The sequence below is a fragment of the Vibrio fortis genome (genome assembly GCF_000695685.1).
Lineage (GTDB): Bacteria > Pseudomonadota > Gammaproteobacteria > Enterobacterales > Vibrionaceae > Vibrio > Vibrio fortis_A.
Genome location: NZ_JFFR01000012.1, coordinates 250,378 through 264,589, shown reverse-complemented (window position 1 = coordinate 264,589; position 14,212 = coordinate 250,378). Strand labels below are relative to the sequence as shown.

The following is a 14,212-nucleotide window of genomic DNA, read 5'->3' as shown; positions in this document are numbered from 1 at the left end:
GTCTGTATATTGTCTTTGTGATTTTACTTTCATGACACTTAATACTCCGTATTAAGTGTCTACTTTAATGGGGTCACATCACGACTTGTTGAGCCTGCTTCTTGTCTAATAGACCACTGAATCGAGTCAGTGCTAGTGCAACTAAGACAATCACAGCGCCAATCCAAGGTGTGTTCATTAAGCCAGACTCTGCGACAATGATACCGCCTCCCCAAGAGCCCAGTGCGATACCTACGTTAAAGGCTGCGATGTTCAAGCCTGATGCTACGTCTACTGCATCTGGCGTGTATTTCTCTGCCAGCTTAACCACGTAGACTTGTAAGCCTGGAACATTACCGAAGGCAAAAGCACCCCAAATCAAAATAGTAGCGACTGATGCGTAAGGGTTAACTGCCGTGAAGTTAAACACAACCAGTACCGCAGCTAGACCAGAAAAGATAACCGTCAGCGCTTTGATCGGCCCCATTTTGTCAGCCATCTTACCGCCCCAGATGTTACCTACCGCGACTGAAACACCGTAGACCAACATGATTAGGCTGATTGCACTTGAGTCGAAACCAGACACATTTTCTAGGATTGGAGCAAGGAACGTAAACGCGGTAAATGTGCCGCCGTATCCCAGTGCTGTAATTGCATAAACCAGTAGCAATCTTGGTTGAGTCAGAACTTTCAATTGAGCAGAAAGCTTGGTTGCTGGTGGCTGTTTAAGGTTGTTAGGCACCAATAACGCACTGCCGATCAGAGCAATTAACCCCAGTAAAGCCACGATCAAGAAGGTCGCTTGCCAGCCAAATGTTTGACCAATGTAAGTGCCCAGTGGTACGCCAGTCACGAGTGCTACCGTTAGACCGGTAAACATAATGGCGATCGCACTTGCCGCTTTCTCTTTGGCCACCAATCCAGTTGCGATGGTTGAGCCAATAGAGAAGAATACACCATGAGTCAAGCCCGTTAATATACGCGCGGCAATAAGAGTGTTGTAGCCAGGTGCTTGCCAAGCCAGCAAGTTACCCACCACAAACAGAGACATAATGGTGAGCAGTACCAGTTTTCGATTCCACTTACCGGTAAGTGCAGTCAATACTGGCGCACCAACGGCAACCCCCAGTGCGTAGAGGCTAACTAACAGGCCTGCAGAAGGTAGAGATACGTTGAGATCGGCTGCCATAGTTGGTATTAAGCCAACGATAACAAACTCTGTGGTTCCTATGGCAAAGGCGCTGAGCGTCAATGCAAGTAAAGCTAAAGGCATAATTATTTCTCTTAAAATGGGTAACACATAAAAGTGAGAGTCGGTTGTGACTCGTTTCGTTGGCAGGGATTATGTGAGAAATCGCTTTTGCTAAAAACAGTGTGATTAACAAATTACTTTTGTTATAAATGCAATAGTTGCACTGTCTATTACTTAGGGGGATCGGGTGATAACACGTTCGGATGATTTAGAGATTATGCTCACCGTGGTCGATAGCGGCGGGTTTTCAGCAGCTGCGCAGGCGCTTGATATTCAAGTAGCGAGAGTCTCCCGAAGTATTAGTAAGATAGAGAGTCAGCTGGGTGTTTCCCTGTTCAATCGTACGACGCGACGCGTAGAGCTAACCGAAGAGGGCAGGCAGTTTGTAGACTCGATTCGAGCCGGTTTAAGGATCATTCATGAGGCAGAAGAGGAGATTGTTTCGCGTGGTGAGCTTCCCAAAGGCCGGCTACGAGTAGACGCAGCCAGTCCGTTTGTGTTTCATCAACTCGTCCCTCTAGTCAGTGAATTCAATAGCGCTTATCCAGACATCGAGCTCGAACTGACCTCAAACGAGGGGTTTGTTGACTTGATCGAGAAGCGAACTGACGTGGCAATACGAATTGGTCAGTTAACAGATTCAACACTTCACGCTCGTCCTCTAGGTAAGAGCTTGCTCTATATGGTGGCTTCCCCTGAGTATCTTGCTAAGCGCGGAATCCCTCAAAAGTTCGAAGAGCTCTCTAGCCATCACACAGTCGGCTTTACTGGAGCTAAGGTGCTTAATCACTGGCCGCTCCCAAACCAAAACTATGTTGAACCAACCATCACAGCCAGTAACGGAGAAACGGTGCGCCAGCTTGCTCTGGCAGGCAATGGTATCGCTTGTTTGTCTGGCTTTATGGTCCATCCAGACATCGCAGCAGGGCGACTCATCCCTGTATTAGAGCAGGAGAAGCTGACCAACACAGGGCGTGAAACAATCAATGCGGTGTATTACAAGTCTTCCTCTGTCTCTAAACGCATCTCTGCTTTTATTGACTTTATCCAGCCAAGGTTGAGTTTATAAAAAATCCCGCACATAGGTGCGGGATTTGAGTGGTTTTATGTTCTTTAGGATGTCACATCACAATCAAAGATCAGTTCTTGGTGTGTAGGACAATCACTTCATTTTGGTCAAGGTTGAACGTCGCGCTGCCGTTAGCTACCACAACTTGGTCACCACCTAGCACGTTGTCGTACGTACCGTTTGCCAAACCAAGGTTAATGGCATTCACTGAGGTCGAGTTACCTAGGTTCATCGCTACCACGACAACGTCGTCTCCGGCGTTACGCTCATAGACAAGCACATCGTTACTTATCCAACGTTCAATGTAAGAACCTTGTTGGATGGCGAAGCTCTCTTTACGCAGTTTACTGAGCTTTTTGATCATCTGGTATGCTGGTGTTGTCTTGTCGAAGCTCGGCATCATTTCACGGTTGTATGGGTCGTTACCTTGCTGACCAAAGCCGTTGGTCGTGAAGTTCGCTGCGTAGTGCTCTGTACCGTAGTAGATACATGGAATACCACGAGAAGTCATGATGAGAGCCAAACCTAGTTCCACACGATCTTGTGCGAATGGGATGCTTTGTCGACCGCCCCATTTGTCTTTGCCTGGACCAAAGTTAGTGGCGTCGGAACGTAGCACAGTTGAAAGGCGTGGTGCGTCATGGTTATCCAAGAAGATCACCTGCCAATCACTACTTGTGAACTTCTGATCTCTCAGCTTCATGTAGTTGTTAATGGCGTACATACCAGTGCCATGATGGCCAAGCAGAGCGTTCTCGATGGTGTTTCTTAACCCGAAGTCAAGCAGCGCAGAGCCTGATGTGTTTGCGAAATCGATAGATGCGAAGTTTGAGCCTGTTGCGTCAGCACCAGAATCCATCCACTCACCAAAGAAGTAGAAGTCTTTTCCTTGGCTCTGTTTTGCGTATGCGTTGATTTGACCGGTAAAGTCTTGGATGAACTCTTTGTCCATGTGTTTCACCGCATCAATACGGATAGCATCTACGCCTAGGTCGACCCAGAATTTAGCACCGTCAATTAGGTACTGACGTGCTGGCCCCCCTTTTCTTTGATCGAAGTCGGTTAAGTTAAATAGGGTCTTGTTACGAACTGCCCACGCATCGTCCCACTCCCAATCTTGGCCGTTGGCCGCAATCGCACCGTTGCGGTGATAATAGCCACTGCTGTCGTTGTTGTAGTCGGCAAGACGAACGCCGTTTTTGTACAGAGCCCCGAATTCACCTTCATCATCTGGGTTAGAGTGGTTAGGTGCGTAGTCCAGTACCAGCTTCATGCCGTAGCTATCCATCTTCTTCTTCAGCGCTTTAAAGTCATCAACCGTGCCTAAGTGCTCGTCTACTTTAAAGAAGTCACGTCCCCAGTAACCGTGATAACCCGCACCACCGCGGCTGTCAGGCACGTTAATGTTGTCAGCTGGTGGTGTGATCCAAATAGCAGTGATTCCCATGTCGTGTAGGTAATCGAGCTTTGCTGTTAAGCCTTTTAAGTCACCACCAAAGTACTTTTTGAAATCCGACTTGTCTGCCGAATACATATTCGCGCCTGTTGATGTATTGTTGCTTGAGTCGCCGTCATAGAAGCGGTCAAGAAACACAAAATACATGGTTTCATCACGCATATCGAACGGCAGTTTTTCATGAACAATAACGGTGTTGGTGTCGTCGTAAAAGTTGATCTCATAGGTTTTGTTTGGATCGACAACATAGTTATTAATTGGATAGTTCTCTGACCAATCACCAAAGCGGTCGACTTTAAAGCTTGGTGGGTTATTGCCGTCGCCAGTATTGAATTTCTTAACAATTTGCCAATGGTTAGGTTTGACCTTCACCATGGATTCGCTTTGCCAGTCATTGGCTGTGCCGCGGAAGTACGCTTGATTCCAATCTGCAGCGGCAGGTAGAGAAGCGAGCAATACTGAAAGAAGTACTATTTTGTTCTTCATTTTATCGTCCTGTTTCACTTGTTAGATAAATTTGGGGTGCACAAAGCCGATCCAGATACTCTCTGAATTAGGCTTAATTATTAGGTTTTAAATTTTTTCGAAAAATATAAGCCACCCCAACACATCAAATAAGAGGCAGCTTTCGTTCAGCAATTAGATATTTAAAGCGTTAGGTTCTTTTCTGTTTCTGCATCGAAAATATGACAGAACGCGGAATCAAAGTTAAAACGAATATTCTTACCGATATCTGATGTGGATATGGTTTGGTTATTCACTCGAGCAACCACTTCATTTTCGCCGATTCTGAAGTACAGATATTTCTCATTACCTAAGTTTTCTACAACCGTTAGCTCACCGTCGTGCACGTTAATCGCTTCGTCATCGTTGGCGAGGTTAATGTGTTCAGGGCGAATGCCTAGGCATACCGGTTTATCAATGTGATTAAGAAGCTTCTGCTGCTTATCTTTTGGAATGATAATGCGTGCCCCCGGAGCGAGTTCAACGTAAACATCATCGCCTAGCTGGCAGAGCTTAGTATTGATAAGGTTCATCGCCGGAGAACCAATAAAGCCAGCGACGAATTTGTTTTCAGGGTAGTTGTATAGATTGGCTGGCGTATCCACTTGCATGATGTTGCCCTGATTAAGCACACAGATGCGGTCGCCCAACGTTAATGCTTCGGTTTGATCGTGCGTTACGTAGATCATGGTTGCTGGGTTGCCTTCCTCTTTCAAAGATTGGTGCAACTGGGCAATCTTAACGCGCATCGAAACACGTAGCTTAGCGTCTAAGTTAGAGAGTGGTTCATCGAAAAGGAACACATCAGGCTTACGCACGATGGCACGACCTACCGCAACACGTTGACGTTGGCCACCCGACATCTCTTTTGGCTTACGGTAAAGCAAGTCCGTGATCTCAAGCTTTTCAGCCGCTTCTTCAACGCGTTTTTTGATTTCGTCCTTTGGTCGCTTCTGCATTTTTAGGCCAAAAGCCATGTTGTCGAACACGGTTTTGTGCGGATAAAGGGCATAGTTTTGGAACACCATCGCGATGCCACGGTCTTTCGGCGGGAGATCGTTGACGACTTTGCTGCCGATGCGAATATCACCACCAGAGATGCTCTCAAGGCCCGCGATCATTCGCAGTGTGGTCGACTTTGCGCAGCCCGACGGACCGACAAATACCATGAACTCACCTTCATGAATGTCTAGGTCAATGCCATGCACAGCTTTGAAGCCATTGTCGTACTCTTTTTCTACTTTGCGTAGGCTAACTGTTGCCATTTGATACTCCGCATAGGATTACATAATCAAGTGAGTTAATTTGACGATTCACCTGATGTTATTAATTAAAAACTGTTGATTCAGAAAGACGTTTTCGGCGGACAACGACTTGCTCAATAAACAGAATGAGAGAGCGAACATTAGGTATTCGCTCTCATCGATTTGTTATTATTTACAAGCTTTTAGTAGCGCTCGAACGGGCTTTTTGTCCTGGCTAACTTCGATACTCCACAGGTATTTACCATCTTCAGGAATGGTGACGGTAGTGTTCTTCGCAAAGCCGCCTCGTTTCAGCTCTTTCTCGTAACCTGCGACCATCTCTTTGCCCGCTGCGGTAAATTGCGGGTTCCAGCTCATAGTGGCGAACTGTAGGCTGACGTTGCCTGCTTTCTCTTCACTCACAACTTGGTAGATACCGTTGCCTTTGTGAGACATTTGACGGTTTTCCATGTGCATCCATTGGCCATCTGGGAAGGTACCAACAACATAGAGTGATGGTTTAATTGGACCACGCTCTTCTACACTTGGTAGATTACAGTCAGCAAAAGGGCCTGTCGCAACAGCTTGCGCACCTTCTGTGTTGTCAGATGTGCTAGCACACCCCATCAGTGCTGATGAGAGCAGGGCAGTAAGCAGCAAAGTACGTTTCATCGTCAAATTCCTTAATCTTATTCGCGTTATATTGTTAAATTTCGATTGGTTTCATAATCGAAAATATGACCAAAATAGGTATCGAAATTAATACGAAAAGATTTCCCGATATCACTTTGGCTAATTAATTTTTTAGTTCTGAACAGTATTTCTTTTTGACCAATCTTTAATAAAATTTCAAAGCTATTATTGGTCTTTTTATAATCGATGAGTTGACCATTGATGGTATTAAGCTCTTCGTTATCGTCAGCTAAATAGACAAAGTCAGGGCGAATACCAAAATAGACTCTTTCATCGATGTATGAGGACAAACAAGCTTGTTGTTGCACCGGTATGTTCAGTGAGGCACCGGGCTCAAGCTCGATATACAACTCTTTGGTGTTCGACCTTATGTAGGCATCAACCATATTCATTGCTCTGTCCGTCATCTCTATTCCCATTAGCGTTACAAGCTGAACAAACGTGCGATAAACCCTTTCGACTCGGTTGGAGTTTCCGTTTTATCTTGGTTTAACTTCTTGTTGGTCAGCTTATTGAGTGTTGCTAGGTTTTTGTAATAGCTACGAGCATCCTTTGCTGGGTATCCGAAGATATCGCTGTTGGCTGGGAAAGAGTGGCTCACGCCCGATTTCGCTTTGATCACTGAGTTCTTGCCGATGGTTAGATGACCTGCGGTACCAGCTTGGCCATGAACAATCACATTGTCTTCCAGGGTGGTGTGCCCAGCGAAGCCTGTTTGCGATACAAGTAGGCAGTGTTGGCCAATCTTACAATCATGGCCAATTTGAACTAGGTTATCGATTTTAGTGCCTCGACCAATCACAGTATTGCCTAGCGTGCCTCGGTCGATGGTGTTGTTGCACCCAATTTCAACATCGTCTTCGATAATGACGCGGCCAATACTCTCTACACGCTGGTATCGAGTCTGCTTACCTGTCATGTATTCAAAGCTGTAGTTGCCAATTGAGTTATTTGAATCAATCGTGACATTGTTGCCAATAATGGTGCCCTCTTTGATCACGGTATTGGCATGAATTGCCACGTTGTCGCCAATAGTGACGCCGTTCATGATTTTTACACCGGGCATAAAGTGGCAGTTCTCTCCGATTTCGCAGTGCTTACCAATGTAAACATCTGGGATATCAGAGGTGTTGCCTTGATCAAACAGTTGGTACTTATGCACCTTATAAAAGCGCATCAGTTGGTTAAGTTTATCGGCATCGAGCTCATCGATAATGATTTTGGTCTTTGCCGAAGATTGCAGAATCGCTCGCGGCCCAATAATGACGTCTGCTAAAGTTTCAGAAATGCCTTTTAGATCTGATTTGGCAAATACAATCGCAAGCCCACCTTTTTCATCGCTTGAAACCGGACGAATCAGCGATATTTCTATCGTGTCATCACCAACGATTTCTCCACCAACGACCTGAGCTATTTCTGAAACTTTAAGCATATTATTCGACCTATCAATTAGTTAGAAGCGATATAGAGCTTGTAAGAATAGTGTGTTCTGTTCAACTACTTTTTCGTCACCAGCGTATTGCGCAGCGTTCGACGTCTCAGTATCTTTCGCCCATTCGTATTCAGCTTTCATTAACCAGTCTTCACCCACGGCTTGTTCGTAGCCGATAGTCGCTTTACGAATGTCTTTGAAGTAGTCGTCATTGCTGCCGATACCGTTGGTTTCGTTTTCACCGATACGAGCTCGGACATACATGGTGCCAGCATCATCAAAGCTGTATTGAACAATTGGTTCCACATACTTCTCAGTGAAGTCACTGACTTTCTTGCCGTTGTTTTCGTTCTCTTTAATTTGGTAGAAGAACTCAACACCCAGCTCCCAGTTACCTAAGCGCTTGTATGGCTTGAACAGTAGGCTGTAGCCTTCCTCTTTGATTTTGCCCCACTCACTCTTATCTTCATCATTCAATAGATATTCGAGGTTAGAGTAGAAACCCGCACCGAAGTCATTGCTCCAGTAGGTGAGGTAAGGTCTAAAGCTGTGTTCAACGGTAGTATGTCGTAAACCGTTTGTACCAGATGTGCTGTAGATCTGACTGCGTGAGTATTCAATGTCATAAACCGTACCTACTCCCCAGCCTGAACCAAAGTTGAAGCCTTTATCGAGAGACAGTAGGTGAATGTACCCATCTTCCGTTTCGCTGTATCCCGATTGCTCTTTTTTACGATCTTCTAGCTTGAAAGCGTAAAGGGTCGAGAAATTCCACTTAGAGTTTCGGTAGAACAGGCTTACCACTTCATGCGTACGAATCTGCTCTGTTGATTCAGTTGCGCCCCATTTAGCCCAGTCAGTCGTCGTTTTGTATTCGTATTCAACTGACGACCCAACGTGCCCACCAAAGTTCAAAGCGTCATCAAAAAAGGTGTCTTCAGGAGCAAAGCCTCGATCGCTAGCAAAAGCAGTGGTGCTCACAAGCAAAGTGTTGGCTATCACTACAGACAATAATGTTCGTTTCACAGTATTTCCTTATTATTCCGGCATTGGATTTATTTCGATAATTCTGGCCATGAATTTAGTAGTTCACGTTGAACGCCTAATTATTGTTCTTTATTTATTTTTATTTTTCTTCCCATAGAAATTGATTATGTGATCTCGCTCACTCTCATGCGTGGATTTTATTGATCATCATCACGAATAGTATTGTTTTCATCGATATAGCTATCAGGATGAGCTTATTTCTTGCTGTAAAGCCTGATACAGACTGATATTGCATATAATCATGCATATGGTTGTGGATGACGCATTTATAGTGATCTAAGTCACAAAGGTGTTTCTATTTTGAACAAATCGTATTGACTTGTTTAAGGTGAGATATAACCTAGTAGTATCTTATGGACTACTAAATTTAACTTGTGCGGTGTGAGTATGAAAGAAAAGCTATTTAGAACAACGCTATTGGCCTCGCTATTGATGTCTGGGTTGGCTAGCGCTGAAGAGATAACACCAGAGAAAGGTGCTGATCTGCTCATTTGGACGGATAAAACAACCGTTGAATACATGGAGTATGCAGCAGACTCTTTCAATAAAGAGTTCGGCTACGATGTCGACTTTTCGTTTCGTGGACTCGCACCTATCGATTCCGCTTCTCGCCTAATTCAGGATGGCGGGTCAGCTAGAGTGGCTGACGTGGCAGAAATTGAGCACGACTTGCTAGGGCGTTTGGTGGTTGCTGGCGGCGCTATGGAGAACCTTGTTTCTGCTGAGCGAATCGATAGTACCTTTATGCAAAATGCCATAAGCGCTTCTAAGTCTGAAGGTGTGAGTTATGGTTTTCCGGTCAGTTTTGCTACCACTGCTCTCTTCTACAACAAAGATTTGCTTCCGAAAGCTCCAGAGAGTTTTGAGGAGATTATTGAATTTTCGAAATCATTTAATAACAAGCAAGAACACAAGTATGCGTTGCTTTGGGATATCCAAAACTACTACGAGTCTCGTATGTTTGTAACCTTATACGGTGCTTACGAGTTTGGTAACAACGGCACCGACGCTAAAGATATCGGTATTGACTCAGAAGAAGCGCAAAAAGGGCTTGAGGCAATGAAGAGCCTACGCGTAGCCAATAGCTCAAACCCAATTGATATGCGCAACCCGCAAGTTCGTCGAGGCCTCTTTGGTGAAGGCAAAGTGGGTGCGATCATCGATGGCCCGTGGGCGATTCAAGGTTATAAAGATTCGGGCGTAAATTTTGGTGTAGTACCAATGCCAAAGCTGGAAGGTCAGCAGCCACGTACCTTCTCAACCGTTCGACTTGCGGTGGTCTCTTCTTACACCGAATACCCTAGAGCGGCGCAACTGTTTGCTGATTACCTATCGACAGAAGCCATGCTTAAGAAGCGTTACCAAATGACTCAGTCGATTCCACCTGTTCAAGCTGTTATGGAAGAGATCATTGTTAATGCGGATGAAGCGACTTACGCCATCATCACTCAAGGTTTCTACTCTGACGCGATGCCTTCACTGCCAGAGATGGGCTTTATCTGGTCGCCAATGGCCAGCGCGATTACCGACTTATGGGTAAATGACAAGTCACCAAAAGCCGTTCTTGACCGCGCTCGTTCAATTATTACTGAACAGATTGAACTACAAGAGTAGAAGAGGACCTATGTTGTTATCTGAGACTAAGGCAGCCCCTAGGTTGCCTGCTGCTCTCCTGATTATGGGGAGCACACAGATTTTAAAGGGTCACTGGTTGAAAGGCGGGATTTTTCTCGCCATCCAATTGGTTACACTGCTGATCTTCCCTGAACTTATGGACTCGCTTAAAGGCCTTGTGACCTTGGGTGATGTCGCTCAAGTGCGTAAAGGCTTTACCATCACACAAGGTGATAACTCGATCTTTATGTTGGTCGAGGGTGTGATTGCACTGCTCTACTCATTCTTGTTTATCTGTTTGTACGTATCAAATGTACGTGATGCGAAGCTTACTCAGACGTCAAAACTGTCTCTGAGTGAACAACTGAAAGACATCTACGATCGCAAGTTTGCCTTCATTATGTTGTCGCCAGCGTTCATTGCGAGCATCGCGTTTATCATCATGCCGATCATTATTACGGTGATGGTGTCGTTTACTAACTACTCAGCACCACACCATATCCCACCAAAGAACTTGGTGGACTGGGTTGGATTTAAGAACTTCTTTGCTCTGTTTGAACTGAAGATCTGGTCGAGCACATTCTTCGGCGTCGCATCGTGGACGGTAATGTGGGCATTCTTCGCAACGGTCTGTACCTGTGGTTTTGGATTCTTGCTTGCGTTGGCACTGCAGAATAAGAAGATTAAAGCGAAAAAGGCATGGCGCTTTGTCTTCATTCTTCCTTACGCAATTCCAGCTTTTGTCACTCTATTGATGTTCCGTTTGTTACTTAATGGCATTGGCCCGGTGAATGCAGCACTGAACAGCTGGGGTTTTGATTCGGTCGCTTTTTTGTCGGATCCCTTTATTGCCAAGATTACCGTAATTGCGGTGAGCGTTTGGGTCGGTGCTCCTTACTTCATGCTCCTGATTGCAGGCGCGTTGACCAATATCCCTGAAGATCTATACGAAGCGAGTGAAGTGGACGGTGCGAGCAAATTCCAGCAGTTCTGGGAGATCACCTTACCTATGGTACTTCACCAAGTTGCGCCATCTTTGGTGATGACGTTTGCTCACAACTTTAATAACTTCGGAGCGATTTTCTTACTGACCGAAGGTGGACCAATCAACCCTGAATATCGCTTTGCAGGACACACCGATATCTTGATTACTTGGATCTACAAACTGACTCTCGACTTCCAGCAGTATCAAATCGCGTCGGTTATCTCGATTGTGATCTTCTTGTTCTTGTCGGTGATTGCGATTTGGCAATTCCGTCGCATGAACTCATTTAAAGACGATGTAGGTATGTAACATGGATAAGTTTATTGGCAAGGTTGGGACAGCAGTTGTTTATCTGTTCTTAACAGCAAATGCGCTTTTGGTTCTGGGGCCGGTTATTTGGACTGTGCTGGCATCGTTCAAGGTAGGTAACAACCTATTCAGCTCCTCTTTTACGGGTATTGAATTTACCTTGGACCACTACCGAGCGCTGTTCAACGACACTCCGTACTTTGAGTGGTACAAAAATACCTTCTTCTTGGCAACGGCCAACATGATTATCTCGTTGGTTGTGGTGACTCTATCGGCGTTTATCTTCTCTCGTTATCGTTTCAACGGTAAGCGAAACATCATGATGAGTATTTTGGTACTGCAGATGTTTCCAGCTTTTCTATCGATGACGGCGATTTACATTCTGCTTTCCAAAATGGGGCTGATTGATACCTATGCCGGGTTGCTGTTTGTCTATGTAACAGGCTCTCTACCTTTCATGATCTGGCTTGTTAAGGGCTACTTCGATGCGATTCCAACATCGCTTGATGAAGCGGCAAAGATTGATGGTGCGGGGCATATGACCATCTTCTTGGAGATCATCCTTCCGCTCGCTAAGCCTATCTTGGTGTTTGTTGGCTTGGTGTCGTTCACAGGCCCTTGGATGGACTTCATATTGCCAACTCTGATCCTAAGAAGTGAAGAAAAGATGACTCTGGCTATCGGAATCTTTAGTTGGATCTCCTCTAACTCAGCAGAAAACTTCACCCTCTTTGCTGCAGGTTCTCTATTGGTAGCCGTGCCAATCACCTTGTTGTTTGTTGCAACACAGAAACACATTACAACCGGCCTCGTCAGCGGTGCAGTAAAAGAATAAAAAGCTAGGAATACACAATGATTACAAAAAGTGCGCTTACACACTCGGCAAAGAGTGCGGACAGTTACGCCTACGATAATGAGACTTTGCATCTGAGATTGCGTAGTGCGAAAGGCGAAATCGAGCGTGTCGCTCTATGGATAGGTGACCCTTACCACTGGGCTGAAGGCGGTTTAGATGGCGGTAACCTTGGTGGCAGTGATGCTCATGGTTGGGTTGGGGGTAACGAAGTCCCGATGGTTCACGAAGGTGAAACTGAACATCATGACCACTGGTTTGCTGCTTTTAAGCCGCCTAAGCGTCGTAGCCGATATGGATTCATTCTTTATGGCAAGAATGGTGAGAAAATCTTGTTTGGTGAGAAGCGTTGTGCGGACTTATCTGATCCCAAGAAGGCGGAAGTTGAGCTAAGTAATTTAAGTAACTTCTTCTGTTTTCCATACATTAATCCACGCGATGTTTTGAATACACCGAGTTGGGTGAGAGATACCATTTGGTATCAGATTTTCCCTGAGCGCTTTGCGAACGGCAGACCAGAGATTTCGCCAGCCAATGTCCAGCCATGGGGTACCGATCCTAAGTCGGATAACTTTATGGGCGGCGACCTATGGGGCGTGATCGATAAGCTCGACTACCTGCAAGACCTGGGCGTGAACGGCTTGTACCTATGTCCAATCTTTACCGCTAATGCCAACCATAAATATGACACCGTTGATTACTACAACGTGGATCCTCACTTTGGTGGCAACGAAGCGTTCAAAGCCTTAGTTGAAGCGGCGCATCAGCGTGGTATGAAGGTGATGTTGGATGCGGTATTCAATCATATCGGTGCTCAATCACCACTTTGGTTAGATGTTGTCGAGAAAGGCGAAAAATCTAAATACGCCGATTGGTTCTGGGTGAATCAGTTCCCAGTCTACCCAGACACACCCAAAGATCAGTGGGATTTTTGGAACCTCAACTATGAAACGTTCGGCAACGTGGCAGAGATGCCGAAACTCAACACCGAAAATGAAGAGTGTCGCGCTTATCTGCTTGATGTTGCGCGTTATTGGGTTGAGGAGTTCAAGATCGATGGTTGGCGCTTAGATGTGGCAAACGAAGTTGATCATGCCTTTTGGCGCGACTTTCGCACTGTCATCAAAGGCATCAATCCGGATTGTTATATTCTGGGTGAGATCTGGCATGAAGGGATGCCATGGTTACGAGGTGATCAGTACGATTCATTAATGAACTACCCGCTAACACAAGCGATCACCGACTACTTTGCTCTGTCTGCGATGGACAAAGAGGGCTTTGTTAACGCGGTCAATACATCGTATCTGGCTTACCCAAGAAACGTTAACGAAGCGATGTTTAACTTGCTCGACAGTCATGACACGACACGTATCTTGTCTCTGTGTCAGGGTGACAAACGTCGCGCCAAATTGGCCTACTTGTTCATGTTCACTCAAGTAGGTGCGCCATGTATTTACTACGGTGGTGAAATTGGCATGGATGGCGGCCGTAGTATGGGTAGCGAGAACAACCGTAAGTGTATGGAGTGGGACGAAGCGAATCACGACTTGGACTTTAAAGGCTTTATTCAGCAACTTATCGCCATGAGAAAGAACAACCCAGAGTTTAATCAACCCAACCTGGAATGGGTTCCGGTTGAGGATGAAAGTTGTATCGCATACCGCCGCTCTGATTACTTGTTCATTCTTAACAACAGTGACCAGTCAAAGTTCATTGAGTTAGATGGACAAGTTCACGCGCTGGATGCGTTTGGCTACGTGATTGAGAAAGCATAG

General features: G+C 45.6%; 12 protein-coding genes. 5 read left to right on the top strand and 7 right to left on the bottom strand.

Annotated features, from left to right (window positions below; translation table 11 throughout):
- Nucleotides 1-73: 73 nt before the first annotated feature.
- Nucleotides 74-1,252, bottom strand: coding sequence for an MFS transporter (locus VFDL14_RS14175; RefSeq protein WP_032550636.1), 1,179 nt, complete (start codon nucleotides 1,250-1,252; stop codon nucleotides 74-76).
- A gap of 166 nt (nucleotides 1,253-1,418) precedes the next feature.
- Here VFDL14_RS14175 and VFDL14_RS14180 point away from each other — a divergent pair, with 166 nt between their 5' ends.
- Nucleotides 1,419-2,300, top strand: a complete 882-nt coding sequence (locus VFDL14_RS14180; RefSeq protein ID WP_032550635.1) for a LysR family transcriptional regulator — start codon at nucleotides 1,419-1,421, stop codon at nucleotides 2,298-2,300.
- 70 nt (nucleotides 2,301-2,370) lie between these two features.
- Here the strand turns inward: VFDL14_RS14180 and VFDL14_RS14185 are convergent, their stop codons facing one another.
- The 6 genes from VFDL14_RS14185 to VFDL14_RS14210 all read right to left on the bottom strand — a co-directional run bounded on the left by VFDL14_RS14185 (nucleotide 2,371) and on the right by VFDL14_RS14210 (nucleotide 8,655).
- On the bottom strand, nucleotides 2,371-4,242 hold the full coding sequence (locus VFDL14_RS14185; RefSeq protein ID WP_032550634.1) for an alpha-amylase family glycosyl hydrolase: 1,872 nt from the start codon (nucleotides 4,240-4,242) through the stop codon (nucleotides 2,371-2,373).
- Between the two features lie 161 nt (nucleotides 4,243-4,403).
- Nucleotides 4,404-5,525, bottom strand: a complete 1,122-nt coding sequence (locus VFDL14_RS14190; RefSeq protein ID WP_032550633.1) for an ABC transporter ATP-binding protein — start codon at nucleotides 5,523-5,525, stop codon at nucleotides 4,404-4,406.
- A gap of 168 nt (nucleotides 5,526-5,693) precedes the next feature.
- A complete protein-coding gene (locus VFDL14_RS14195; RefSeq protein ID WP_032550632.1) occupies nucleotides 5,694-6,176 on the bottom strand; it encodes a glycosidase in 483 nt (160 codons plus the stop codon).
- Between the two features lie 26 nt (nucleotides 6,177-6,202).
- On the bottom strand, nucleotides 6,203-6,604 hold the full coding sequence (locus VFDL14_RS14200; protein ID WP_032550631.1) for a hypothetical protein: 402 nt from the start codon (nucleotides 6,602-6,604) through the stop codon (nucleotides 6,203-6,205).
- Between the two features lie 17 nt (nucleotides 6,605-6,621).
- A complete protein-coding gene (gene lpxD, locus VFDL14_RS14205; RefSeq protein WP_032550629.1) occupies nucleotides 6,622-7,629 on the bottom strand; it encodes a UDP-3-O-(3-hydroxymyristoyl)glucosamine N-acyltransferase in 1,008 nt (335 codons plus the stop codon).
- A 21-nt stretch (nucleotides 7,630-7,650) separates the two neighbouring features.
- Nucleotides 7,651-8,655 carry a hypothetical protein gene (locus VFDL14_RS14210; RefSeq protein WP_032550628.1) on the bottom strand — a complete coding sequence of 335 codons (1,005 nt, stop codon included), beginning with the start codon at nucleotides 8,653-8,655 and terminating at the stop codon, nucleotides 7,651-7,653.
- 408 nt (nucleotides 8,656-9,063) lie between these two features.
- On the opposite strand from VFDL14_RS14210, the gene VFDL14_RS14215 reads away from it, so the two are divergent.
- From VFDL14_RS14215 to VFDL14_RS14230, 4 genes are read left to right on the top strand one after another with little or no spacing between them, the layout of a single operon-like run.
- Complete coding sequence (locus VFDL14_RS14215; protein ID WP_032550627.1) at nucleotides 9,064-10,290, top strand: maltose ABC transporter substrate-binding protein; 1,227 nt, start codon at nucleotides 9,064-9,066, stop codon at nucleotides 10,288-10,290.
- Between the two features lie 10 nt (nucleotides 10,291-10,300).
- Entirely contained in the window at nucleotides 10,301-11,584 is a 1,284-nt protein-coding gene (locus tag VFDL14_RS14220; protein ID WP_032550625.1) for a carbohydrate ABC transporter permease, read from the top strand.
- Between the two features lies 1 nt (nucleotide 11,585).
- Nucleotides 11,586-12,419 carry a sugar ABC transporter permease gene (locus VFDL14_RS14225; protein WP_032550624.1) on the top strand — a complete coding sequence of 278 codons (834 nt, stop codon included), beginning with the start codon at nucleotides 11,586-11,588 and terminating at the stop codon, nucleotides 12,417-12,419.
- A gap of 17 nt (nucleotides 12,420-12,436) precedes the next feature.
- A complete protein-coding gene (locus VFDL14_RS14230; protein ID WP_032550623.1) occupies nucleotides 12,437-14,212 on the top strand; it encodes a glycoside hydrolase family 13 protein in 1,776 nt (591 codons plus the stop codon).

Coding starts and splice junctions, on each gene's coding strand:
- VFDL14_RS14175 (WP_032550636.1), bottom strand. CDS start 1,252: ATGCCTTTAGCTTTACTTGCATTGACGCTCAGCGCCTTTGCCATAGGA.
- VFDL14_RS14185 (WP_032550634.1), bottom strand. CDS start 4,242: ATGAAGAACAAAATAGTACTTCTTTCAGTATTGCTCGCTTCTCTACCT.
- VFDL14_RS14190 (WP_032550633.1), bottom strand. CDS start 5,525: ATGGCAACAGTTAGCCTACGCAAAGTAGAAAAAGAGTACGACAATGGC.
- VFDL14_RS14195 (WP_032550632.1), bottom strand. CDS start 6,176: ATGAAACGTACTTTGCTGCTTACTGCCCTGCTCTCATCAGCACTGATG.
- VFDL14_RS14200 (WP_032550631.1), bottom strand. CDS start 6,604: ATGACGGACAGAGCAATGAATATGGTTGATGCCTACATAAGGTCGAAC.
- lpxD (WP_032550629.1), bottom strand. CDS start 7,629: ATGCTTAAAGTTTCAGAAATAGCTCAGGTCGTTGGTGGAGAAATCGTT.
- VFDL14_RS14215 (WP_032550627.1), top strand. CDS start 9,064: ATGAAAGAAAAGCTATTTAGAACAACGCTATTGGCCTCGCTATTGATG.
- VFDL14_RS14220 (WP_032550625.1), top strand. CDS start 10,301: ATGTTGTTATCTGAGACTAAGGCAGCCCCTAGGTTGCCTGCTGCTCTC.
- VFDL14_RS14225 (WP_032550624.1), top strand. CDS start 11,586: ATGGATAAGTTTATTGGCAAGGTTGGGACAGCAGTTGTTTATCTGTTC.
- VFDL14_RS14230 (WP_032550623.1), top strand. CDS start 12,437: ATGATTACAAAAAGTGCGCTTACACACTCGGCAAAGAGTGCGGACAGT.